The organism is Enterobacter sp. MGH 37 (assembly GCF_000534515.1).
In the GTDB taxonomy this organism is placed as follows: domain Bacteria; phylum Pseudomonadota; class Gammaproteobacteria; order Enterobacterales; family Enterobacteriaceae; genus Enterobacter; species Enterobacter kobei.
In genome coordinates this window covers 1034764-1058414 of record NZ_KI973206.1, presented here as the reverse complement: position 1 = coordinate 1058414, position 23651 = coordinate 1034764, and the positions used below count along the sequence as shown (strand labels likewise).

Here is a 23651-nt window from a genome sequence, read left to right as displayed (position 1 = left end):
CGACCTACAAACACGTAAAATGTAGGCCGGGTAAGGCGCAGCCGCCACCCGGCTTTTTATTTGCGATATAACACTTTAATGACGTGGTAGCCAAACTGCGTGTGCAGCGGACCCGTCGGCTCCAGCACCGGGCAGGAGAAGACCACTTTATCGAACGCCGGCACCATCTGGCCCTGACGGAATTCACCTAAATCGCCGCCACGTTTGCCTGACGGACAAATTGAGTGCTTCTTAGCCAGCTTGCCGAAGTCGGCGCCGTTTTTGATCTGCTCCAGAAGATCCAGAGCCAGTTTCTCTTCTTTAACAAGAATATGCAGTGCTGCTGCTGTTTTTGCCATGATCGTGCCTTGAGTGGTATGGATTAGGCTCGCTATACTACCACGCTGTTATTCTCCCCTCCTGACTTTCATTGAGTGATCATTTATGCGTCTAAACCCCGGACAACAACAAGCCGTCGAATTTGTCACCGGACCCTGTCTGGTGCTGGCGGGAGCAGGATCCGGTAAAACGCGCGTCATCACCAATAAGATTGCGCACCTGATCCGTGGCTGTGGTTATCAGGCCCGTCACATTGCGGCGGTCACCTTTACCAACAAAGCGGCACGCGAAATGAAAGAACGTGTCGGCCAGACGCTGGGGCGCAAAGAGGCGCGCGGGCTGATGATCTCCACGTTCCACACGCTGGGGCTGGATATCATCAAACGTGAGTATGCCGCGCTGGGGATGAAATCCAACTTTTCGCTTTTCGATGACACCGACCAGGTGGCATTACTCAAAGAGCTCACTGAAGGGCTGATCGAAGATGACAAGGTGCTGTTGCAGCAGCTGATCTCGACGATCTCTAACTGGAAAAACGATCTGATGACCCCGGCCCAGGCTGCGGCGATCGCCAAAGGGGAACGGGATCGGATCTTCGCCCACTGTTATGGTCTGTACGATGCGCACATGAAAGCGTGTAATGTGCTGGACTTCGACGACCTGATCCTGCTGCCGACGCTGCTTTTACAGCGAAATGAAGAGGTGCGCGAGCGCTGGCAGAATAAAATCCGCTACCTGCTGGTGGATGAATATCAGGACACCAACACCAGCCAGTACGAGCTGGTAAAGCTGCTGGTGGGCCAGCGTGCCCGTTTCACCGTGGTAGGCGACGACGACCAGTCGATCTACTCCTGGCGCGGCGCGCGTCCGCAAAACCTGGTGCTGCTGAGTAAAGACTTCCCCGCGCTGCAGGTGATTAAGCTGGAGCAAAACTACCGCTCCTCCGGACGGATCCTGAAGGCGGCAAACATCCTGATTGCCAATAACCCGCACGTATTTGAAAAGCGCCTGTTCTCCGAGCTGGGCTACGGCACGGAGCTGAAAGTGCTCAGCGCCAACAATGAAGAACATGAAGCGGAGCGCGTGACGGGCGAACTGATTGCCCACCACTTCGTCAACAAAACCGAATATAAGGATTACGCGATCCTTTATCGCGGTAATCACCAGTCGCGCGTCTTTGAAAAGATGCTGATGCAGAACCGCATACCGTACAAAATCTCGGGCGGCACCTCGTTCTTCTCACGGCCTGAAATTAAAGATCTGCTGGCCTATCTGCGTGTGCTCACTAACCCGGATGACGACAGCGCGTTTCTGCGCATCGTGAATACGCCGAAGCGCGAAATCGGTCCGGCGACGCTGCAAAAGCTGGGTGAATGGGCGATGACCCGCAATAAAAGCCTGTTTACGGCCAGCTTCGATATGGGACTAAGCCAGACGCTGACCGGGCGCGGTTACGACTCGTTAACGCGATTCACCCACTGGCTTGGCGAAGTGCAGCGTCTTGCAGAGCGCGAGCCGGTGGCGGCGGTGCGCGATCTGATTCACGGTATTGATTACGAATCCTGGCTGTACGAAACCTCCGCCAGCCCGAAAGCGGCTGAGATGCGCATGAAAAACGTTAATCAGCTCTTCAGCTGGATGACCGAAATGCTGGAAGGCTCGGAAATCGATGAGCCGATGACCCTGACCCAGGTGGTCACCCGCTTTACCCTGCGCGACATGATGGAGCGCGGCGAGAGCGAAGAAGAGGCTGATCAGGTTCAGCTGATGACGCTGCATGCGTCAAAAGGGCTGGAGTTTCCGTATGTGTATCTGGTCGGCATGGAAGAGGGGTTGCTGCCCCATCAGAGCAGTATTGATGAAGACAACGTCGACGAGGAGCGGCGTCTGGCCTATGTGGGGATCACCCGTGCGCAGAAAGAGCTGACGTTCACGCTGTGTAAAGAGCGCCGCCAGTATGGTGAGCTTGTCCGCCCGGAGCCAAGCCGTTTTCTGCTGGAACTGCCGCAGGACGACCTGATTTGGGAACAAGAGCGCAAGGTGATTACCGCTGAAGAGCGGATGCACAAAGGCCAGGCGAACGTGGCAAACATTCGCGCCATGCTGGCAAAAGCCAAAGAGAAGGGATGAGTTTGAAGGGCTTGCAGGCCGGGTAAGCGCAGCGCCACCCGGCATATTCTACTCTCTTATTTTACTTCCAGTGCCCAGTGCACATAGCTTTGCCACTGGCACTCCTGCTCGATCATCTCTGCGCCGAGCGGGTGATGATCAATCCAGTTTTCCGGCAGCGTCAGCGTCAGCTTCTCATCATCGGCCACCAGATTAATCGCAGGCAGCAAATCATCACGACGACGGCTGGCAAACAGAATTGCCAGACGCAGCAGGCGGCACAGATGCTCGGCCACGCGCGGCGGTACAGCGTTTTGCTGATGAAGAGAGGAGAGATCAACGGCGTTGGTCTGGTTCAGCAGCAGCGTTGCCAGCAGCTTTTTCTGTGCGGGCGTGTAGCCCGGTAAGTCAAGGTTACGCACAAGGTAGGCTGCATGAGCCGGGGCCTGCTTAAAGTCGATGCTCAGCCCCACTTCATGCAGAGCACAAGCGCTCAGCAATAAATCGCGGCTCAGAGGGTCAAGATCCCAGACGTTAGCGACCTGATCGGCAAAGCGAGAGGCCAGCTGCGATACGCGGCCAGCCTGATCGATATCAACCAGAAAACGACGCTGCACGTTGCGCAAAGTACGGTTGCGGATGTCCTGATCCACTGAAAGATGCAGCATCCCGTAGACCAGACCTTCGCGCAGCGCGCCGCCGGCAAGGGTCATACACTGGATGTTCAGCTCGGTGAAAATGGCGATCAGAATGGCGAGCCCGCTCGGGAAGACCAGGGCACGTTCCAGCGTCAGGCCTTCAATTTCCAGCTCTTCCAGGCGTCCGCACTGAATAGCGCGCTGTTTAAGCTGCTGAAGCTTGGCAAGCGTAATGCGCTCGTCCATTCCCTGCGCCATCATGATTTCCTGCAGGGCCTGAACGGTACCTGACGCACCGACACACACTTTCCAGCCGTGGTAGCGCAGTTCGTCCATCACCGGACGTAACACTTCGCGCGCGGCATTTTCTGCCTCGTCGAAATTCTCTTTACCCAGATTGCGGTCAGCGAAGTAACGCTCAAGCCAGGTTACGCAGCCCATCGACAGGCTGAACAGCGAGGTCGCCTGCGCGCCGGTACCGGTTACAAGCTCGGTACTGGCACCGCCGATATCCACCACCAGACGGCGATCGTCCCCGCCTGTCGTATGCGCAACTCCCTGATAGATCAGGCGAGCTTCTTCTTCGCCGCTGATTACCTGAACCGGGCACCCCAGGATTTCCTGCGCTTTGGCAATAAAATCCACGGCGTTAACCGCCAGGCGGAGCGTCGCGGTGGCGACCACGGTGATTTGGGCATGCGGGATATCCTGCAGACGCTCTGCAAAGAGCCGCAGACACTGCCAGCCACGTTCCATGGCTTCGGGAGAGAGAACATTATCGCTGCTCAGGCCCGCCGCGAGGCGGACCTTGCGCTTAATGCGCGTCAGCGTTTGTATGCTCCCTGCCACCTCGCGCACAACCAGCATATGAAAACTATTCGAACCGAGATCGATTGCTGCATAAAGCGAGGTGGAGCTGAGCATATTTTCTTAACCTGAACGACGACGATTACGCGGCGCGCCTGAACGACGCGGGCCATTGCCGGAGCGTGGGCGTGTAAGACGCTTAGGCGGCGGCAGTTCGCTTAACAGCGCTTCCGGATTGTATTTGCTCTGCGGAATCGAGTGACCGATGTACGTCTCAATGGCTGGAAGATTCAGCGCATACTCTTCACACGCAAGGCTGATTGAGTGGCCGCTCGCACCCGCGCGACCGGTACGACCGATACGGTGTACATAGTCTTCGCAGTCATCCGGCAGATCATAGTTAAAGACGTGCGTAACGGCAGGAATGTGCAAGCCACGCGCTGCCACGTCGGTTGCGACCAGAATATCGAGATCGCCACGGGTAAATTCGTCGAGGATACGCAGGCGTTTTTTCTGTGCAACGTCGCCAGTGAGCAGGCCCACACGGTGACCGTCTGCAGCCAGATGGCCCCAGATGTCTTCACAGCGGTGTTTGGTGTTTGCGAAGATAATGGCGCGGTCCGGCCACTCTTCTTCGATCAGCGTTTGCAGCAGACGCATTTTCTCTTCATTAGAAGGATAGAAGAGCTCTTCTTTAATGCGATGACCTGTTTTCTGCTCAGGCTCGACTTCCACGTATTCGGCGTTGTTCATCTGTTCAAACGCCAGTTCACGCACACGGTAAGAGAGGGTGGCAGAGAACAGCATGTTCAGACGCTGATTGGCCGGCGGCATGCGGCGGAACAGCCAGCGGATATCTTTAATGAAGCCCAGATCGTACATACGGTCGGCTTCATCAAGCACCACAACCTGGATTGCGCCGAGGTTGATGTGGTTCTGTTTGGCGTAGTCGATAAGACGGCCAGTGGTACCAATCAGGATATCCACGCCGCTTTCCAGCACTTTCAGCTGCTTATCGTAGCCGTCACCGCCATAGGCCAGGCCAAGCTTCAGACCGGTAGCCTGTGCCAGGGGTTCAGCGTCTGCGTGGATCTGTACCGCCAGTTCTCGCGTCGGGGCCATAATGAGCGCGCGCGGCTGGTTAACTTTGCGGTCTGCAATCGCTGGGTGAGAAAGTAAATAATGAAACGTTGACGTTAAAAACGCCATCGTTTTGCCGGTACCGGTTTGCGCCTGCCCTGCAACATCGCGACCGGCCAGCGTCAGCGGCAGTGCGAGAGCCTGAATGGGCGTGCAGTTATGAAACCCTTTAGTTTCAAGGGCTTCAATCACTTTTGGGTGCAGGGCGAAGTCGGAAAACTTCTGTTCTGTTAAATGTGTTTTGCTCATAGTGTGGTAGAATATCAGCTTACTATTGCTTTACGAAAGCGTATCCGGTGAAATAAAGTCAACCTTTAGTTGGTTAATGCGACATCAACACGTCGTTGGTGTAGACAAAACCAACGTACCAGGCTTATTCCTGTGGAGTTATATATGAGCGATAAAATTATTCACCTGACTGACGATAGTTTTGACACGGACGTACTTAAGGCTGACGGGCTGATCCTCGTCGATTTCTGGGCTGAATGGTGTGGTCCTTGCAAAATGATCGCTCCGATTCTGGATGAAATCGCTGACGAATATCAGGGCAAACTGACCGTTGCCAAACTGAACATCGACCAGAACCCGGGCACCGCACCAAAATACGGTATCCGTGGCATCCCGACCCTGCTGCTGTTCAAAAACGGCGAAGTGGCGGCGACCAAAGTGGGCGCGCTGTCCAAAGGTCAACTGAAAGAGTTCCTGGACGCTAACCTGGCGTAAGGTTTCTCCGCTGCGCGTCCAGAGCACCCGGCTAAATGATGTGGAACTCTGGACGCCCGGCTTAAGTCGTGCTAAGTTAGCTATGACTTCGTTTTAAACATATCTGTTGTTTGAATCTTGTTTTACCCGATACTTCCCCTTGTTGACATCAACAGTGCGTGAAGTGGCTAAATTCCGGGCTTGTCACTCAATCCGTCTTGTCGTTTCAGTTCTGCGTTCTTTCCCTGTGACCAGACAGCGAACAGACATGAGATGATGGCCGCTAAACAGGCATGGATGACCCTGCCATACCATTCACAACATTAAGTTCGAGAATCACCCCGAGTTTAAGAACCCACACCATTATGAATCTTACCGAATTAAAGAATACGCCGGTTTCTGAGCTGATCACTCTCGGCGAAAATATGGGGCTGGAAAACCAGGCTCGTATGCGCAAGCAGGACATCATTTTCGCCATCCTGAAGCAGCATGCTAAGAGTGGCGAAGATATCTTTGGCGACGGTGTGTTGGAGATATTGCAAGACGGATTTGGTTTCCTCCGCTCTGCAGACAGCTCCTACCTCGCCGGCCCTGACGACATCTACGTATCCCCCAGCCAAATCCGCCGTTTCAACCTCCGCACTGGTGACACCATTTCAGGTAAGATTCGTCCTCCTAAAGAGGGTGAACGCTACTTTGCGCTGTTGAAAGTCAATGAAGTTAACTTTGACAAGCCAGAAAACTCACGTAACAAGATCCTCTTTGAGAACTTAACGCCTCTGCACGCGAACTCTCGCCTGCGCATGGAGCGTGGTAATGGTTCAACGGAAGACTTAACCGCGCGTGTTCTGGATTTGGCATCGCCAATTGGTCGCGGCCAACGTGGTCTGATCGTGGCCCCGCCAAAAGCGGGTAAAACGATGCTGCTGCAGAATATCGCGCAGAGCATCGCCTACAACCACCCGGACTGCGTACTAATGGTACTGCTGATTGACGAACGTCCGGAAGAAGTGACCGAGATGCAGCGTCTGGTTAAAGGTGAAGTGGTTGCTTCTACCTTTGACGAACCCGCCTCTCGTCACGTTCAGGTCGCGGAAATGGTTATCGAGAAGGCGAAACGCCTGGTTGAGCACAAGAAAGACGTGATCATCCTGCTCGACTCCATTACCCGTCTGGCACGTGCTTACAACACCGTGGTTCCGGCTTCCGGTAAAGTACTGACCGGTGGTGTGGACGCCAACGCCCTGCACCGTCCGAAACGCTTCTTCGGTGCGGCACGTAACGTGGAAGAGGGTGGTAGCCTGACCATCATCGCAACGGCGCTGATCGATACCGGCTCCAAAATGGACGAAGTGATTTACGAAGAATTTAAAGGTACAGGTAACATGGAACTGCACCTTTCTCGTAAGATCGCTGAAAAACGCGTCTTCCCGGCAATCGACTACAACCGTTCCGGTACCCGTAAAGAAGAGCTGCTCACTACCCAGGAAGAGCTGCAGAAAATGTGGATCCTGCGCAAAATCATCCATCCAATGGGTGAAATCGACGCAATGGAATTCCTCATTAACAAACTGGCGATGACCAAAACGAACGACGATTTCTTCGACATGATGAAGCGCTCGTAACGTAAATAAAGCCTGTAAACGCCACGTTTTTACGTGGCGTTTTTCTTTTATGGATTATACGCTAGTACCATCTACTCCCAATTTTGACCGGTCAGTGCGACAATAAGATAATTCGCACAGTAAAAACATTAATAGCTTGAATAATAAGCAAATGGAATTGTAAGAGGTTTGCTTTATAACTTCAGGCTCAGCGCCTTGATGGTTATACTTCCTTGACTAACATTTGTTGAGAACATCCATTGTGAACCTACTTGATACGTTTACTGAACTAACCAGTATTTTCTTATTTACCACCTGCTTTTTGTTTCTGGCTCGTAAGGTGGCAAAATACCTGGGATTAGTGGATAAACCTAACTTCCGTAAGCGGCATCAAGGCATGATCCCTCTGGTTGGGGGGATTTCTGTTTTTGCAGGTATCTGCTTCACTTTTGCAATAGCTGATTATTACATTCCCCACGCCCGGTTGTACCTGGCATGTGCAACCGTTCTCGTCGTGGTCGGCGCTCTTGACGATCGTTATGACATTAGCGTCAAGATCCGTGCCTTCGTTCAGGCTGCTGTAGCCATCACCATGATGACATTCGCAAAGTTGCACCTGAGTAGCCTGGGCTATATTTTTGGCCTCTGGGAGATGGAGCTCGGCCCATTCGGTTATTTCCTGACGCTTTTTGCTGTGTGGGTTGCGATTAACGCATTTAACATGGTTGACGGTATTGATGGATTGCTGGGAGGACTGTCCTGCGTCTCATTTGCCGCAATAGGTTTCATTTTATGGTTCGACGGGCAATACAGCCTGGCTATGTGGTGTTTTGCCATGATTGCGGCGATCCTGCCATATATCATGTTAAATCTTGGCGCACTGGGTCGACGCTACAAAGTATTCATGGGCGATGCGGGTAGCACGTTCATCGGCTTTACTATCATTTGGATCTTGCTGGAAACCACTCAGGGTGACGTGCATCCCATTAGTCCTGTAACGGCATTGTGGATTATTGCCATCCCGTTAATGGATATGGTCGCCATTATGTATCGCCGGCTTCGTAAAGGGATGAGCCCTTTCTCTGCTGACCGTCAGCACATTCATCATTTGATCATGCGAGCCGGATTCACTTCCCGGCAGGCATTTGTGCTAATTACACTGGCGGCTGCTATTCTAGCGGGGATTGGTGTGACGGCGGAATATACACATTTTGTGCCTGAGTGGGCTATGTTGGTATTGTTCTTGCTTGCTTTTTCTCTCTATGGCTACTGCATTAAGCGCGCATGGAAAGTCGCGCGATTCATTAAACGTCTTAAGCGCAGGATGCGTCGTAACAGTGGCAAAAACACAACATTAACTAAGTAAAACCGGGACTATGATGACTCAACCGTTGGCGGGAGCGAAATCAGTGGTAACTGAGAATGAACTGGATATTCGGGGTTTGTTTCGCGTGTTATGGGCAGGCAAACTTTGGATTGCGGGGATCGCGCTGGGGTTTGCACTGTTAGCGCTGGCCTACACATTCTTTGCAAAACAGGAGTGGAGCGCCACGGCAATCACAGACAGACCAACGGTTAACATGCTCGGGGGGTACTATTCCCAGCAGCAATTCCTGCGAAACCTGGATATTAAAGCCAATCTCGCGACGCCGGACCAGGCTTCCGTTATGGATGAAGCCTATAAAGAGTTTGTGATGCAACTGGCCTCGTGGGATACACGCCGCGATTTCTGGTCCCAGACGGATTACTACAAGCAGCGTCGGGTTGATAACACCAAAGCCGATGCCGCGCTGCTGGACGATCTGATTAACAATGTTCAATTTATGCCGGGTGATGCGCTGCGTAACGTCAACGACAGCGTCAAGCTGATTGCAGAAACCGCGCCGGACGCCAACAATCTGTTGCGTCAGTACGTCGCGTTTGCCAGCCAGCGTGCCGCAAGCCATCTTAATGAAGAGCTGAAAGGCGCATGGGCAGCCCGCACAATCCAGATGAAGGCGCAGGTCAAACGCCAGGAGGAAGTGGCAAATGCCATTTTCGCCCGACGCATACATAACATTGAACAGGCGTTGAAAATTGCGGAGCAGCACAATATTTCCCGCTCTGAGACGGATGTCCCGGCAGATGAATTGCCTGACTCTGAAATGTTCCTGCTTGGTCGCCCAATGTTGCAGGCGCGTCTGGAAAATCTGCAGGCCGTTGGCCCTGATTTTGACCTCGACTACGATCAAAATCGCGCGATGCTGAACACGCTTAATGTCGGTCCCACGATGGACCCGCGTTTTCAGACCTATCGTTATTTGAGAACACCTGAAGAACCTGTAAAACGCGATAGTCCGCGCCGTGCATTCCTGATGATCATGTGGGGGATTGTGGGTGCACTCGCTGGTGCTGGTGTTGCGTTAACGCGTCGTCGCGCAAACTAAGAACGCCGTTTACGATGAAGGCCAGGGCCTTCATCGTCTAATCGAAGAGAATCGATGTGAAAGTACTTACCGTATTTGGCACCAGGCCGGAGGCCATTAAGATGGCGCCTCTGGTACATGCGCTGGCCAGCGACCCTGATATTGAAGCGAAAGTCTGCGTTACGGCCCAGCACCGTGAGATGCTCGACCAGGTCTTAACGCTCTTTTCCATCGTCCCGGATTACGACCTCAATATTATGAAACCGGGACAAGGATTGACGGAAATAACCTGCCGCATACTGCAAGGTCTCAAGCCGATCCTGGAGTCATTCCAGCCCGACGTTGTTCTGGTACATGGCGATACCACGACGACGATGGCAACAAGCCTGGCCGCTTTTTACCAGCGTATTCCCGTCGGCCATGTTGAGGCGGGCCTGCGTACCGGCAACCTTTATTCGCCGTGGCCAGAAGAGGCCAACCGTACGCTTACCGGCCATCTGGCAATGTACCATTTTGCCCCTACCGAGAACTCGCGTCAGAACCTGCTGCGCGAAAATATCGCCGACAACAAAATTTTTGTGACCGGCAATACGGTCATCGATGCGTTGATTTGGGTACGCGATCGCGTCCTGGCAAACAGCGATCTGCAGAAAGCGCTCGCAGCCCGCTATCCATTCCTGAATAACGGCAAAAAAACCATTCTGGTCACAGGCCATCGTCGCGAAAGCTTTGGCCGGGGTTTTGAGCAAATCTGTCACGCGCTGGCTGAAATTGCGGCGCAGAACGTCGATGTACAGATTGTCTATCCGGTCCACCTCAATCCTAACGTCAGCGAGCCGGTCAACCGCATCCTTGGCCATGTTGAAAACGTCCTGCTGATTGAACCGCAGGACTACCTGCCGTTTGTCTGGCTGATGAACCATGCCTGGCTAATCCTCACCGATTCCGGCGGCATTCAGGAGGAAGCACCGTCCCTCGGCAAGCCGGTGCTTGTGATGCGTGAAACGACTGAACGCCCGGAAGCGGTTAAAGCGGGTACCGTGCGTCTGGTCGGTACTGACGCGCAGCTCATCGTCGAAGAGGTGACGCGACTTCTGCATGATGATGACGCATATCAGACAATGAGCCGGGCCCATAATCCGTACGGAGATGGCCAGGCTTGTGGTCGTATTTTGCATGCACTTAAACACAATCGGGTATCGCTATGAGTTTTACTACCATCTCTGTCATTGGTCTTGGCTACATTGGCCTGCCCACCGCGGCGGCGTTTGCCTCTCGTCAGAAACAGGTTGTCGGTGTGGATATCAATGCCCGGGCGGTGGAAACCATTAACCGCGGCGAAATTCATATTGTTGAGCCCGATCTGGACCGCGTGGTGAAAGAGGCCGTTGACGGCGGCTTCCTGCGTGCCAGCACGACGCCAGTGGAAGCGGATGCGTACCTGATCGCCGTCCCGACGCCTTTTAAAGGCGAGCACGAGCCCGATATGGTCTACGTCGAGGCGGCAGCGAAATCCATTGCCCCTGTGCTGACGAAAGGGGCGCTGGTGATCCTGGAATCGACCTCGCCAGTGGGCGCCACCGAGCAGATGGCGCAGTGGCTGGCCGACGCGCGTCCCGATTTAAGCTTCCCGCAACAGGCGGGAGAGCAGGCGGATATCAACATCGCCTACTGTCCGGAGCGAGTGCTGCCGGGCCAGGTCATGGTTGAGCTGATTAAAAACGATCGTGTTATTGGCGGTATGACCCCCGTCTGCTCGGAACGTGCCAGCGCCCTGTACAAAATTTTCCTCGAAGGCGAATGCGTAGTGACCAACTCCCGCACCGCTGAAATGTGCAAGCTGACGGAAAACAGCTTCCGTGACGTGAATATCGCCTTTGCGAATGAGCTGTCGCTGATCTGTGCCGATCAGGGGATTAACGTCTGGGAATTGATTCGCCTGGCGAATCGCCATCCGCGCGTGAACATTCTTCAGCCGGGCCCGGGGGTGGGTGGACATTGTATCGCCGTCGATCCGTGGTTTATCGTGGCGCAGAATCCGGCGCAGGCGCGTCTGATCCGTACCGCGCGCGAAGTGAACGACAGCAAACCTCACTGGGTGCTCAACCAGGTCAAAGCCACGGTCGCCGATTGTCTGGCAGAGAGCGGCAAGCGTGCCAGCGAGCTGAAAATTGCCTGCTTTGGCCTGGCGTTTAAACCCAATATTGACGATTTGCGCGAAAGCCCGGCAATGGAAATTGCCGAGATGATCGCCGGATGGCACAAGGGCGACACGGTGGTGGTTGAGCCGAATATCCATGAACTGCCGGCTAAACTGGCGGGGCACTGCACGTTGACGACCCTTGATGACGCGCTGGCAACGGCGGATGTGCTGGTGCTGCTGGTGGATCATAAAGAGTTTAAAGCGACGTCTGGTGATACCGTGCATCAACAGTATGTCGTTGATACCAAAGGCGTCTGGCGTTGAGTGAACTCCACGGCGTGCTTGAATCCCTTGAATGGGAAAGCACTTTTTTTGCACTCCCCTCGGCGATAGTGCGCTTGCGTGAGGATGCGCCTGCTCTGCAGGAAGCTGACTTCAGCGCCTGGCAGCGCGTGCAGGCTAAGATCCCGGCGGACCGCGCCGATTCGCTTGATGTGCTCCAGCAACACGGTTTTCAGCTGGTTGAAGGTGAGGCAGACCTGTCTATTGCCCTTACCCGACACGATGCGTGCGGGGCGGAACTTGCAACGGAACAGGATATCCCTGTATTACGCCAGATGGCGGCTAAGGCATTTGCTCAGAGCCGCTTTCGTGCGCCCTGGTATGCACCTGATGACAGCGGACGCTTCTATGCCCAGTGGATTGAGAATGCGGTCAAAGGCACCTTTGACCACGTCTGTCTGGTGTGTCGTGCCGCGGACGGTCAGATACAGGGATTCGTTTCGCTGCGTAAGCTCAACGAGCGCGAGGCGCGTATTGGCTTATTAGCCGGACGCGGTATGGGGGCAAAACTCATGCAGGCGGCGCTGCACTGGGCGCAGCAGCAGCAGAGTGTGACGCTGCGGGTGGCTACCCAAATGGGCAACACTGCCGCGCTTAAACGTTATATTGCGAGTGGTGCCAACATCGACGCCACCGCCTACTGGTTATACAGGTGACAAGATGATTCCATTTAACGCCCCCCCCGTCGTCGGTACGGAACTCGACTATATGCAGTCTGCCATGGGCAGCGGCAAACTTTGCGGTGATGGCGGTTTCACCCGTCGCTGTCAGCAGTGGATGGAGCAGCGTTTTCGCAGCGCTAAAGTGCTGCTGACCCCGTCCTGTACGGCATCGCTGGAAATGGCGGCACTGCTGCTGGATATCCAGCCCGGCGATGAAGTGATCATGCCGAGCTATACCTTTGTCTCCACAGCAAATGCGTTTGTCCTGCGCGGAGCAAAAATCGTCTTTGTGGATATCCGCCCGGATACCATGAACATTGATGAGACGCTGATTGACGCGGCGATCACCGACAAAACGCGGGCGATCGTGCCGGTTCACTACGCGGGCGTAGCCTGTGAAATGGACACCATCATGGCGATCGCCAAAAAACACAACCTGTTTGTGGTGGAAGATGCCGCTCAGGGTGTGATGTCCACCTACAAGGGACGCGCGCTGGGCACTATCGGCCACATTGGCTGCTTTAGCTTCCACGAAACGAAAAACTATACGGCGGGTGGAGAAGGTGGCGCGACGCTGATCAACGACCCGGCGCTCGTGGAGCGTGCGGAAGTGATCCGTGAAAAAGGCACCAACCGCAGCCAGTTCTTCCGCGGGCAGGTGGATAAATACACCTGGCGCGATATCGGCTCAAGCTATCTGATGGCGGATCTGCAGGCGGCATATCTGTGGGCACAGCTGGAAGCGGCGGAGCGGATTAACCTTCAGCGCCTGTCCCTGTGGCAAACCTATTACGATGCACTTGAACCGCTGGCAAAAGCCGGGCGTATCGAGCTGCCAACTATTCCGGCTGATTGCGTTCACAATGCCCACATGTTCTACATCAAGCTTCGGGATAACGACGATCGCAGCCAGCTCATCGCCTGGCTGAAAGAAGCCGAAATTATGGCTGTCTTCCACTACATTCCGCTACATTCGAGCCCGGCAGGCGAGGCGTTCGGGGTGTTCGCCGGTGAAGACCGTTACACTACAAAAGAAAGTGAGCGTTTGCTTCGCTTGCCACTGTTCTACAACCTCGCGCCAGTTAACCAGCGTACGGTGATTAATACCCTTCTGAGTTATTTCGGCTGATATGTCTCTGGCAAAAGCATCGGTGTGGACCGCCGCGTCCACGCTTGTAAAGATTGGCGCCGGACTGCTGGTCGTCAAGCTGCTGGCCGTCTCATTCGGTCCTTCAGGCGTCGGGCTGGCGGGGAACTTCCGCCAGCTGGTGACCGTCCTTGGCGTGCTGGCCGGGGCTGGTATCTTCAACGGTGTGACCAAATACGTTGCTCAGTATCATGATGATGCGGCACAGCTTCGCAGGGTCGTCGGCACCGCGTCGGCGATGGTTACCGGGTTTTCGACCCTGCTGGCTATCGTATTTTTGCTCGCGGCGGCCCCCATCAGTCAGGGATTATTTGGGCACACCCAGTATGAGGGGCTGGTGCGTCTGGTCGCATTGGTTCAGATGGGTATTGCCTGGGCAAACCTGCTGCTGGCATTGATGAAAGGCTTTCGTGATGCTGCCGGGAACGCGCTTGCGTTAATCCTGGGGAGCGTCATCGGCGTGATTGCCTATTACTTCTGCTACCGCCTGGGTGGCTATGAAGGGGCACTGCTCGGGCTGGCGCTGGTTCCGGCGCTGGTTGTCGTTCCTGCCGCGTTTATGCTGATGCGTCGGGGCGTTATCCCTCTGAGCTACCTCAAACCGCAATGGGACAAAGTGCTTGCCAGCCAGTTGGGTAAATTTACCCTGATGGCGCTCATCACTTCCGTCACGCTGCCGGTGGCTTACGTGATGATGCGAAACCTGCTGGCGGCGCATTATAGCTGGGATGAGGTAGGGATCTGGCAGGGCGTAAGCAGTATTTCCGACGCCTACCTACAGTTTATTACGGCTTCCTTTAGCGTTTATTTGCTGCCAACCTTATCGCGTCTGACGTCCAGGCAGGATATTACCCGTGAGATTTTCCGCTCGCTGCGCTTTGTGCTTCCCGCCGTGGCGGCGGCCAGTTTTACCGTCTGGCTATTGCGCGATGTCGCCATCTGGCTGCTTTTCTCAGCGAAGTTTACCGCCATGCGCGATCTGTTTGCCTGGCAACTGGTGGGCGATGTGCTGAAAGTGGGGGCTTACGTTTTCGGCTACCTGGTGATTGCGAAAGCCTCGCTGCGGCTGTATATCCTGGCGGAGATAAGCCAGTTTGGGTTACTGACGGCATTTTCACACTGGCTGATACCTTCGCATGGTGCGCTGGGGGCGGCTCAGGCCTATATGGCAACCTATATCGTTTATTTCGCTGCCTGTTGCGGCGTATTTTTATTGTGGCGTAAACGCGCATGACTGCACTGATTCACATCCTGGGATCGGATATCCCACACCATAACCAGACCGTTTTGCGGTTCTTTAACGATGAACTGGCACCGGGTAACCCTGATGCACGTGAGTTTATGGTTGCAGGTCAGGATAAGGGCCTGAGCGAGGCATTTCCGGCGCTGACTCTTCGCTTCTGGCCGGACAAGGCCGCGCTGGCGAAGGCGGTCATTGCCAAAGCCAAAGCGAATCGCCAGCAACGTTTCTTTTTCCACGGGCAGTTCAATACCGGCCTGTGGCTGGCCCTGCTCAGCGGGGGAATCAAACCTTCCCAGTGCAGCTGGCATATCTGGGGGGCGGATCTCTACGAAGTCTCACGCGGCTGGAAATTCCGCCTTTTCTATCCCCTTCGCCGGATGGCACAGGGCAGGGTGGGCTGCGTTTTTGCCACCCGTGGCGATCTCAACTATTTTGCGAAACAGCATCCGAACGTGCGCGGTGAGCTAATCTATTTCCCAACCCGCATGGATCCGGCGCTAAATACCCTGGCGAATGACACGGTTCGTGAAGGCAAGCTGACGATTCTGGTGGGAAATTCAGGCGACCGCAGTAACGAGCATGTTGCCGCGCTGCGGGCGGTACACCAGCAGTTTGGCGACACGGTGAACGTGGTCGTGCCGATGGGTTATCCGGCCAATAACGACGCCTACATCAACGAGGTTCGCCAGCAGGGTCTTACGCTTTTTAGCCCTGAGAATCTTCAAATCCTCAATGAAAAGCTGGCGTTTGATGAATACCTTACGCTGCTAAGAAAATGCGATCTCGGCTATTTTATCTTCGCGCGTCAGCAGGGGATAGGTACGTTGTGTCTGCTGATCCAGGCGGGGGTGCCGTGCGTGCTCAACCGTGACAACCCATTCTGGCAGGATATGGTTGAACAGCATATTCCGGTGCTGTTTACCTCCGATACGCTGAATGTCGAGGTGGTTCGGGAAGCACAACGTCAGCTCACGCTGGTGGATAAAAACAGTATCGACTTTTTCAGCCCGAACTATCTCACGCCGTGGCACCGTGCGCTGCGTATCGCGTCAGGAGAGAAAGCATGAGTCAGTTGCAATTCAGCGGCTTACTGGTTGTCTGGCTTCTGAGCACGCTGTTTATCGCCACCCTCACCTGGTTTGAATTCCGCCGGGTGCGCTTCAACTTTAACGTATTCTTCTCGTTACTGTTTCTGCTGACCTTCTTTTTCGGCTTTCCGCTGACCAGCATTCTGGTTTTCCGGTTTGACGTGAGCGTCGCGCCGCCGGAAATCTTGCTCCAGGCGCTTCTGGCGGCGACCTGTTTCTATGCGGTTTACTACGTCACCTACAAAACGCGGCTGCGTTCAGCCAGGGCCACTGCATCACGCCGGGCGCTCTTTACCATGAATCGGGTGGAGACCCACCTGACATGGGTGATATTGATGGCTATCGCCCTGGTCAGTGTCGGGATCTTCTTTATGCATAACGGCTTCCTGCTGTTTAAGCTCAACTCCTACAGCCAGATTTTTTCGGCTGAAGTTTCGGGCGTGGCGTTAAAGCGATTCTTCTACTTCTTTATCCCGGCGATGCTGGTGATTTTCTTCCTGCGCCAGGACAGTAAAGCGTGGCTGTTCTTCCTGGTCAGTACCGTCGCGTTCGGTATCCTGACCTACATGATTGTGGGCGGTACGCGCGCCAATATCATCATCGCTTTCGCTATCTTCTTGTTTATTGGCATCATCCGCGGCTGGATCTCGCTGTGGATGCTGGCGGCGGCAGGGGTGTTTGGCATTGTGGGGATGTTCTGGCTGGCGCTGAAGCGCTACGGGATGAACGTGGCGGGCGATGAGGCGTTTTACACGTTCCTCTACCTGACGCGCGATACCTTCTCGCCGTGGGAAAACCTGGCCTTGCTGCTGCAAAACTACGACAAGATTGATTTCCAGGGGCTTGCGCCGATTGTTCGCGACTTCTATGTCTTTATCCCGAGCTGGCTATGGCCGGACCGCCCTGGCGTGGTGCTCAATACCGCGAACTATTTTACCTGGGAAGTGTTGAACAATCATTCGGGTCTGGCGATCTCGCCAACGCTGATCGGCTCCCTGGTGGTGATGGGCGGCGGCTGGTTTATCCTGCCTGGTGCGGTTGTCGTAGGGCTGATTATTAAATGGTTCGACTGGCTTTACCTGCGCGGTATTGAAGAGACGAACCGCTACAAAGCGGCCATTTTGCACAGTTTCTGCTTTGGTGCCATTTTCAATATGATCGTACTGGCGCGCGAAGGCCTGGATTCATTCGTTTCGCGCGTGGTGTTCTTCATGGTCGTTTTCGGCATCAGCCTGTTACTGGCCAAATTGCTGTACTGGCTGTTTGACAGTGCAGGGCTTGTGCACAAGCGCGGGCAACAGGGCAGCACAACGCTGTCGCAAGTTTAAGAAAGGATAGTCATGACGGATAAAACTTCTGCACCGCGTTATGCGCTTCGTGGTTTGCAGCTTATTGGCTGGCGCGATATGCAGCACGCGCTGGATTTTCTTTTTGCCGATGGTCAGATGAAATCCGGTACGCTGGTTGCCATCAATGCAGAAAAGATGCTGGCGGTGGAAGATAACGCCGAAGTCAAAAGCCTGATTGAAGCGGCTGAATTTAAATACGCGGACGGGATTAGCGTGGTCCGATCTATCCGTAAAAAGTTTCCTGGCGCTAATGTTTCCCGCGTGGCGGGGGCCGATCTCTGGGAGCATCTTATGGCCCGCGCGGGCGCGGAGGGGACGCCAGTCTTCCTGATTGGCGGTAAGCCCGAAGTGCTGGCACAGACCGAAGAGAAGCTGCGTCGTCAGTGGAATGTTAATATTGTCGGCAGTCAGGATGGTTACTTTAAGCCTGAAGATCGGCAGGCCTTGTTTGCACGCGTTCGCGACAGCGGGGCAAAAATTGTCACCGTGGCGATGGGTTCCCCGCGCCAGGAAATCCTGATGCGCGACTGTCGGCTGGTCAGCCCGGATGCCCTGTATATGGGCGTAGGAGGCACCTACGACGTCTTTACCGGCCACGTTAAGCGTGCACCGACGGTCTGGCAAAATATGGGGCTGGAATGGCTCTACCGCCTGCTTTCACAACCCACCCGCATTAAACGACAGATTCGTCTGCTTCGCTACCTCGCCTGGCACTACACCGGGAAAATGTAATCAAAATGTAGCGCGATATGCTGTTCGCGCTGCAACTCGCCTGCAAAACTGCTGATAATTTGTGCAATGCATTCATTTTTTTTATGCATCGTTTGCCATTTGGTCGATTTTAAGAAACCATTCGCTCCGTATTTTAGTCCCCCTAAAAAACAATACCCGGTATTAAGCCGGGAAACAGCAAACACAATCGAGGATTTATGGCAGAGAAACAACCGGAGCTACAGCGTGGGCTGGAAGCTCGTCATATCGAACTGATCGCGCTGGGCGGCACTATCGGCGTGGGCCTGTTTATGGGCTCCGCAAGCACCCTTAAATGGGCAGGCCCTTCCGTATTACTGGCGTATATCATCGCCGGGCTGTTTGTTTTCTTCATCATGCGCTCAATGGGCGAAATGCTCTTTCTGGAACCCGTAACCGGATCTTTTGCCGTTTACGCGCACCGTTATATGAGCCCGTTCTTCGGCTACCTGACAGCCTGGTCCTACTGGTTTATGTGGATGGCGGTGGGCATCTCTGAAATCACCGCGATAGGGGTCTATGTCCAGTTCTGGTTCCCGGACATGGTCCAGTGGATACCGGCGCTGATTGCCGTGGGGCTGGTGGCGCTGGCAAACCTGGCCGCGGTGCGCCTGTACGGTGAAATCGAGTTCTGGTTTGCGATGATCAAAGTGACCACCATCATCGTGATGATTGTGATTGGTCTGGGCGTGATTTTCTTTGGCTTTGGCAACGGTGGGCACGCCATCGGCTTTGGCAACCTGACTGAACACGGCGGCTTCTTCGCTGGCGGCTGGAAGGGCTTCCTGACAGCGCTGTGTATCGTGGTGGCTTCATATCAGGGTGTGGAGCTGATCGGTATTACTGCCGGTGAAGCGAAAAACCCGCAGGTCACGCTGCGCAGCGCGGTGGGCAAAGTGCTGTGGCGCATCCTGATTTTCTATGTGGGCGCGATCTTCGTTATCGTGACCATCTTCCCGTGGAATGAAATTGGCACGACCGGAAGCCCGTTCGTTTTAACCTTTGCGAAGATTGGTATTACCGCAGCAGCAGGCATCATCAACTTTGTGGTTTTGACGGCGGCACTCTCTGGCTGTAACAGCGGGATGTACAGCTGTGGCCGTATGCTCTACGCACTCTCGAAAAATAACCAGCTACCTGCGGCGATGAGCAAAGTATCACGTGCGGGTGTGCCGGTTGCGGGGGTCGCGGTATCCATTGTGATTCTGCTGATTGGCTCATGCCTGAATTACATCATTCCTAATCCGCAGCGTGTGTTTGTTTACGTCTACAGTGCCAGCGTGCTGCCGGGCATGGTGCCGTGGTTTGTCATTCTCATCAGCCAGCTGCGTTTCCGTCATGCACATAAAAAAGCGATCGCCAGCCATCCGTTCCGCTCGATCCTGTTCCCATATGCGAACTATTTAACGATGGCGTTCCTGATTTGCGTATTAATTGGAATGTACTTTAATGAAGATACCCGCATGTCGCTGTTTGTCGGGCTAATCTTCCTGGCGGCAGTGACGGCCGCGTATAAGCTTTTTGGCCTGGGTCGCCGCGGCACCACGCACAAAGTGGAGGAATAAGCGGCAAAATGTGCAAACCATAACCAAACGCGCATTTTTTTCAAAAAAGCACTAGACAGCGGGGACGGAGGTACGTAATATCCAGCCCCGCAACGGCGCTAAGCGCCCGTAGCTCAGCTGGATAGAGCGCTGCCCTCCGGAGGCAGAGGTCTCAGGTTCGAATCCTGTCGGGCGCGCCATTTTAGTCCCGGCGCTAGAGCTGCGGTGGTCTGAGAAGTAGTCAGTACCGCGTGAAAGAATACAGTGGTGGCTATAGCTCAGTTGGTAGAGCCCTGGATTGTGATTCCAGTTGTCGTGGGTTCGAATCCCATTAGCCACCCCATTATTGAAAGAGTTGTGAATTGCGAAGGTGGCGGAATTGGTAGACGCGCTAGCTTCAGGTGTTAGTGTCCTTAGGATGTGGGGGTTCGAGTCCCCCCCCTCGCACCACGACTTTTTAAATGAATTGAACTAAAAATTCAAAAAGCAGTACATCGGCGAGTAGCGCAGCTTGGTAGCGCAACTGGTTTGGGACCAGTGGGTCGGAGGTTCGAATCCTCTCTCGCCGACCAATTTTGAACCCCGCTTCGGCGGGGTTTTTTGTTTTCTGTGATGTTCCTTTCCTGTAGTGATTCCCCGACAGCGCCCTTTTTCAGTGTCGCGATTCAGCGACATGTAATCCCTTGAAAGTAATAGAAATATTTATTTAGGGGCTTTACTGTCTCTTTCTGACGACATATTTCTGCATTTAGCGATACGTTATGAAGCTTCAGACAGTGCTTAACAGCATAATTTCCTTTTATCTTAAAATGTTGCGTCATGTAAACGTTTTGCGTGTAACTCTGGCACGTTACGTGCAATAATATACGTGTAGATGCTCATTCCATCTCTTATGTTCGCCTTAGTGCCTCATAAACTCAGGAATGACGCAGAGCCATTTACGGTGCTTATCGTCCACTGACAGATGTCGCTTCGGCCTCATCAGACACCATGGACATAACGTTGAGTGAAGCACCAAATATGTTGTCTTACAGACCTGTTTTAACGCCTGCTTTTATAGCAGGCGTTTTTTTATGCCTTACTCCTGATAAAAGCGCATGATGAGAGCAACTATCAGCAGAGCCGCTGACGAAACCATATATAGCGCCTGTACTGAGCCAACCCCGGAAGCCACCACAGCTGCAATGCCAGTGAAAAGTGAGGCGCTGAGCGTTTGCCAGCGCCAGGCTTTACCGCTGGCAACAGCGATTTGCCTGGCCTGAAAATGACTGAGCATGCCAAACGTACCCGCCGCAAAAAGCACGTTTGAGGCCAGATGTGCGACAAAGATCATCCCAGGCGCATAACCTGCCCAGTTGGCCATAAACGGCAGCATTCCATAAGCGGCCAGAAAGATGCCAAGGCAAAGTAATAATCGCGGCGTACGAGCCGCAAAACGCGCCAGACTGTCTCTTTTAAGCAGCAAAGGGCCGCAAAGCTGCCCCATGCTCCTCGCAAAAAGCAGGGGCAGAGCAAGGCCAGCCGCATCCTGAGGGCGTAGCTGCTGGGCCAGTGCCGGAAGAAGTGCCATAGCGGGTGACCCGACAGCGGCCAGCGCAGGCAAAATGAGCAAGCTGCGTTTCTGCCGAACGGTCAATGTCTGCCAGCGCAATTTCGTAGAAACCCCCTTTTCTTCAGGGGCGGCGTGTGGAGCTGGTGAAAACAGGCGTTCCGCCAGCCATAACATGACCAGCGACCCGAGGAAACTGATGGCATCAATGGTCAGCAAGGCGAGCACGGGCATCTTCTGAAAAAGCACCACGCCCAGCCCGGTACCTAATAGCACCTGAGACGCAAAAATAACATTTTCCAGACAGGTGGCGGCAGGCAGTTCCGTTTCGCTGAGGCCGCGCTTGAAGAGCAACGTCAGGGCGGGCCAGCTCATCCCGCTGAGTAGCGCTTCGGTGGATTGCACGGCGAGTAACGCGACAACGCTATGATAACCCACGCCAAGCAGGGGAAAGAGCAGGGCAAGTAAGCCGAGTCCTTCGGTCAATATCAGCAGGGATATCGGAGAATAGCGCGAGCATAGCCTTTCACCGAGCATGCTGCCGAAAAACCCTGGTACCGTGGCGAAAAGAAAGGCGAGGGTAAGCAGGGCTGGCGGGGCTGACCACGCTAACAGCAGCCCGAAGACTACAACCTGGGTTAACCCATTTCCCAGTGAAGAGAAGATAAAAGCACAGGCAAGCAGGCGCAGCCAGCGATGGCAGCGCAGCGCTACAATAAGCGCATACAAAAGCGAGTTCATGACGATTTCCTTTCAGAAACGATTTAGTCCACGCGCAATTCGCGCATGTGCGAAAAAAAGTTAATGAAAAGGCATCGTTACATTGGCGGGTTCGTTTGTGGCTTGAGGTGTAAAGAATGTAGCAGGAGAAAAGCGATAAAAAAAGGAGGCCGTCTGGCCTCCCTGTTAATTACTGCTGCGTGCCGTTGTTCTGCAACGTCAACAGCAACCCATCTCGCCGCATGGCAGCAGCCTCTTCTGGCTTATGCTGTTTGTCGAGCGTATCGGCAAGCCACGCGTAGTCATAGGCGTCCGGACGCTGTTTCAGTGCCGCACGGAAGGCGAGGCTCGCCTCCTGCCATTCGCCGTGCTTCATCAGCGACTGGCCCAGCGTGCTCCACAGCAGCGGGCGGTCACCGACGGTTTTGATCTGCTGACGCAGCACTTTCTCGACTTGCTCTGGGTTATTGGTTTTCAGGCGCGGGATCACCATGACCAGACGATCGTCGTACTGGCGCTTGAGACCGTCGAGGAGGATCTCCTGGGCGGTGTCATGATCGTCACATTCAATAAGATGTTCCGCCATCGCCACCTGCAGAGGAACCTGCTGACGCGTTTTCCGGCTCTGATTTTTCCACCAGGTCTTCAGGCCGTCGCTACCCAGGTCGGCGCGTGCCTGATCCATCAGGCCAATCCATGCCAGACGCTGAAGCTCGTCACGATGCTCGTCATCACCCACTTCGGCCTTCGCCATTGACGGAATGATGTCCAGCAGCGAGCCCCACGCACCGGTACGAATATAAGCCTGTTCGGCAAGACGCAGGACTTCAGGATGGCGGGGAGCTATTTCCAGCAGGCGGTCAATGCCATGGCGCGCCGCATGGTTCTCATTGCGTGCCAGCTGCAGACGAACGCGGGTGATCTCCACCGGAATCGGGTCACCGGAAGCCAGTTCTGACGCACGTTCCAGATGCTGATTCGCACGGGCTTCATCACCGCGCTGCTGCGCTGCTTCGGCAGCCAGAAGATAGTTCACCACCGGCTGTTCTGCATGGTCGGCATTTTTCGACATCAGCTTTTCAACCTGCTGATAATCGCCTTCGGCGAGCTTAAGCAGCGCCTGCTCGGTTTGCTTACGCGCACGACGACGCTTGCGGCCAACGAACCAGCCGCGCGTATGCGCGCCGGTACGGAAAATACGGCGCAGGATCCATTCGACTGCCAGCAGTACGACGACGCCGAGGATCAGAATAATCACCAGACCTGTTACGCTGGTTTCGATGTTGTAATTATCGGTCTGGATCAGAACGTACCCCTGATGACCGGCAAGCATCGGTCCCAGGACGATCCCGGCGATCAACAAGATGAAGAGTAAGAGAACTTTTAGCATC

General features: G+C 54.4%; 19 protein-coding genes and 4 tRNA genes. 18 read left to right on the top strand and 5 right to left on the bottom strand.

The window, feature by feature from the left end; translation table 11 throughout:
- Positions 1-56: 56 nt before the first annotated feature.
- Positions 57-338, bottom strand: coding sequence for a peptidylprolyl isomerase PpiC (gene ppiC / locus L383_RS06190; protein ID WP_008501570.1), 282 nt, complete (start codon positions 336-338; stop codon positions 57-59).
- Between the two features lie 85 nt (positions 339-423).
- Between ppiC and rep the strand changes: the two genes are divergently transcribed.
- On the top strand, positions 424-2448 hold the full coding sequence (rep, locus tag L383_RS06195) for a DNA helicase Rep (protein WP_008501569.1): 2025 nt from the start codon (positions 424-426) through the stop codon (positions 2446-2448).
- Positions 2449-2504: 56 nt separating this feature from the next.
- On the opposite strand, the gene gppA is transcribed toward rep, so the two are convergent.
- Both gppA and rhlB read right to left on the bottom strand, forming a co-directional pair.
- Positions 2505-3989: a guanosine-5'-triphosphate,3'-diphosphate diphosphatase gene (gppA, locus tag L383_RS06200; RefSeq protein ID WP_023331584.1), complete on the bottom strand. Its 1485-nt coding sequence runs from the start codon at positions 3987-3989 to the stop codon at positions 2505-2507.
- 6 nt (positions 3990-3995) lie between these two features.
- A complete protein-coding gene (gene rhlB / locus L383_RS06205; protein ID WP_014885670.1) occupies positions 3996-5261 on the bottom strand; it encodes an ATP-dependent RNA helicase RhlB in 1266 nt (421 codons plus the stop codon).
- 144 nt (positions 5262-5405) lie between these two features.
- Here rhlB and trxA point away from each other — a divergent pair, with 144 nt between their 5' ends.
- The 17 genes from trxA (at position 5406) to L383_RS06290 (ending at position 20563) form a co-directional block, all read left to right on the top strand.
- Entirely contained in the window at positions 5406-5735 is a 330-nt protein-coding gene (trxA, locus tag L383_RS06210) for a thioredoxin TrxA (RefSeq protein ID WP_006179218.1), read from the top strand.
- Between the two features lie 344 nt (positions 5736-6079).
- Positions 6080-7339: a transcription termination factor Rho gene (gene rho, locus L383_RS06215; RefSeq protein ID WP_008501566.1), complete on the top strand. Its 1260-nt coding sequence runs from the start codon at positions 6080-6082 to the stop codon at positions 7337-7339.
- A gap of 241 nt (positions 7340-7580) precedes the next feature.
- Positions 7581-8684 carry a UDP-N-acetylglucosamine--undecaprenyl-phosphate N-acetylglucosaminephosphotransferase gene (gene wecA / locus L383_RS06220; RefSeq protein WP_014885669.1) on the top strand — a complete coding sequence of 368 codons (1104 nt, stop codon included), beginning with the start codon at positions 7581-7583 and terminating at the stop codon, positions 8682-8684.
- Between the two features lie 13 nt (positions 8685-8697).
- Complete coding sequence (wzzE, locus tag L383_RS06225; protein WP_014885668.1) at positions 8698-9744, top strand: ECA polysaccharide chain length modulation protein; 1047 nt, start codon at positions 8698-8700, stop codon at positions 9742-9744.
- A 56-nt stretch (positions 9745-9800) separates the two neighbouring features.
- Entirely contained in the window at positions 9801-10931 is a 1131-nt protein-coding gene (gene wecB / locus L383_RS06230) for a non-hydrolyzing UDP-N-acetylglucosamine 2-epimerase (RefSeq protein WP_014885667.1), read from the top strand.
- A complete protein-coding gene (wecC, locus tag L383_RS06235) occupies positions 10928-12190 on the top strand; it encodes a UDP-N-acetyl-D-mannosamine dehydrogenase (protein WP_014885666.1) in 1263 nt (420 codons plus the stop codon). Before wecB ends, wecC begins: the two co-directional genes overlap by 4 nt.
- Positions 12187-12864 carry a dTDP-4-amino-4,6-dideoxy-D-galactose acyltransferase gene (gene rffC / locus L383_RS06240; protein WP_023331582.1) on the top strand — a complete coding sequence of 226 codons (678 nt, stop codon included), beginning with the start codon at positions 12187-12189 and terminating at the stop codon, positions 12862-12864. Before wecC ends, rffC begins: the two co-directional genes overlap by 4 nt.
- Positions 12865-12868: 4 nt before the next feature.
- Positions 12869-13999 carry a dTDP-4-amino-4,6-dideoxygalactose transaminase gene (rffA, locus tag L383_RS06245; protein ID WP_014885664.1) on the top strand — a complete coding sequence of 377 codons (1131 nt, stop codon included), beginning with the start codon at positions 12869-12871 and terminating at the stop codon, positions 13997-13999.
- A gap of 1 nt (position 14000) precedes the next feature.
- On the top strand, positions 14001-15251 hold the full coding sequence (gene wzxE, locus L383_RS06250) for a lipid III flippase WzxE (protein WP_014885663.1): 1251 nt from the start codon (positions 14001-14003) through the stop codon (positions 15249-15251).
- On the top strand, positions 15248-16327 hold the full coding sequence (locus L383_RS06255; protein WP_023331581.1) for a TDP-N-acetylfucosamine:lipid II N-acetylfucosaminyltransferase: 1080 nt from the start codon (positions 15248-15250) through the stop codon (positions 16325-16327). Before wzxE ends, L383_RS06255 begins: the two co-directional genes overlap by 4 nt.
- Positions 16324-17676, top strand: a complete 1353-nt coding sequence (gene wzyE / locus L383_RS06260) for an ECA oligosaccharide polymerase (protein WP_023331580.1) — start codon at positions 16324-16326, stop codon at positions 17674-17676. Before L383_RS06255 ends, wzyE begins: the two co-directional genes overlap by 4 nt.
- Positions 17677-17688: 12 nt before the next feature.
- The gene (gene wecG, locus L383_RS06265) at positions 17689-18429 is read left to right on the top strand and encodes a lipopolysaccharide N-acetylmannosaminouronosyltransferase (protein ID WP_023331579.1); all 741 of its coding nucleotides are present in this window, start codon (positions 17689-17691) and stop codon (positions 18427-18429) included.
- Between the two features lie 197 nt (positions 18430-18626).
- Positions 18627-20012: a bifunctional threonine/serine APC transporter ThrP gene (locus L383_RS06270; protein WP_023331578.1), complete on the top strand. Its 1386-nt coding sequence runs from the start codon at positions 18627-18629 to the stop codon at positions 20010-20012.
- Between the two features lie 102 nt (positions 20013-20114).
- Positions 20115-20191, top strand: a tRNA-Arg gene (locus tag L383_RS06275).
- 67 nt (positions 20192-20258) lie between these two features.
- Positions 20259-20334, top strand: a tRNA-His gene (locus L383_RS06280).
- A gap of 21 nt (positions 20335-20355) precedes the next feature.
- Positions 20356-20441, top strand: a tRNA-Leu gene (locus tag L383_RS06285).
- A 45-nt stretch (positions 20442-20486) separates the two neighbouring features.
- A tRNA-Pro gene (locus tag L383_RS06290) sits at positions 20487-20563 on the top strand.
- 506 nt (positions 20564-21069) lie between these two features.
- Here the strand turns inward: L383_RS06290 and L383_RS06295 are convergent.
- Positions 21070-22281 (bottom strand): MFS transporter, encoded by a 1212-nt coding sequence (locus L383_RS06295; RefSeq protein WP_023331577.1) that lies wholly within the window; start codon positions 22279-22281, stop codon positions 21070-21072.
- A 169-nt stretch (positions 22282-22450) separates the two neighbouring features.
- The gene (gene hemY, locus L383_RS06300; RefSeq protein ID WP_014885656.1) at positions 22451-23650 is read right to left on the bottom strand and encodes a protoheme IX biogenesis protein HemY; all 1200 of its coding nucleotides are present in this window, start codon (positions 23648-23650) and stop codon (positions 22451-22453) included.
- Position 23651 lies beyond the last annotated feature (1 nt).

What these genes read in the sequence shown, in the direction of transcription:
- L383_RS06270 (WP_023331578.1), top strand. Translation starts at nt 18,627, where the DNA reads ATGGCAGAGAAACAACCGGAGCTACAGCGTGGGCTGGAAGCTCGTCAT.
- rep (WP_008501569.1), top strand. Translation starts at nt 424, where the DNA reads ATGCGTCTAAACCCCGGACAACAACAAGCCGTCGAATTTGTCACCGGA.
- L383_RS06295 (WP_023331577.1), bottom strand. Translation starts at nt 22,281, where the DNA reads ATGAACTCGCTTTTGTATGCGCTTATTGTAGCGCTGCGCTGCCATCGC.
- hemY (WP_014885656.1), bottom strand. Translation starts at nt 23,650, where the DNA reads ATGCTAAAAGTTCTCTTACTCTTCATCTTGTTGATCGCCGGGATCGTC.
- rho (WP_008501566.1), top strand. Translation starts at nt 6,080, where the DNA reads ATGAATCTTACCGAATTAAAGAATACGCCGGTTTCTGAGCTGATCACT.
- wzxE (WP_014885663.1), top strand. Translation starts at nt 14,001, where the DNA reads ATGTCTCTGGCAAAAGCATCGGTGTGGACCGCCGCGTCCACGCTTGTA.
- wzyE (WP_023331580.1), top strand. Translation starts at nt 16,324, where the DNA reads ATGAGTCAGTTGCAATTCAGCGGCTTACTGGTTGTCTGGCTTCTGAGC.
- wecC (WP_014885666.1), top strand. Translation starts at nt 10,928, where the DNA reads ATGAGTTTTACTACCATCTCTGTCATTGGTCTTGGCTACATTGGCCTG.
- rhlB (WP_014885670.1), bottom strand. Translation starts at nt 5,261, where the DNA reads ATGAGCAAAACACATTTAACAGAACAGAAGTTTTCCGACTTCGCCCTG.
- trxA (WP_006179218.1), top strand. Translation starts at nt 5,406, where the DNA reads ATGAGCGATAAAATTATTCACCTGACTGACGATAGTTTTGACACGGAC.
- wecG (WP_023331579.1), top strand. Translation starts at nt 17,689, where the DNA reads ATGACGGATAAAACTTCTGCACCGCGTTATGCGCTTCGTGGTTTGCAG.
- wzzE (WP_014885668.1), top strand. Translation starts at nt 8,698, where the DNA reads ATGACTCAACCGTTGGCGGGAGCGAAATCAGTGGTAACTGAGAATGAA.
- L383_RS06255 (WP_023331581.1), top strand. Translation starts at nt 15,248, where the DNA reads ATGACTGCACTGATTCACATCCTGGGATCGGATATCCCACACCATAAC.
- gppA (WP_023331584.1), bottom strand. Translation starts at nt 3,989, where the DNA reads ATGCTCAGCTCCACCTCGCTTTATGCAGCAATCGATCTCGGTTCGAAT.
- rffA (WP_014885664.1), top strand. Translation starts at nt 12,869, where the DNA reads ATGATTCCATTTAACGCCCCCCCCGTCGTCGGTACGGAACTCGACTAT.
- ppiC (WP_008501570.1), bottom strand. Translation starts at nt 338, where the DNA reads ATGGCAAAAACAGCAGCAGCACTGCATATTCTTGTTAAAGAAGAGAAA.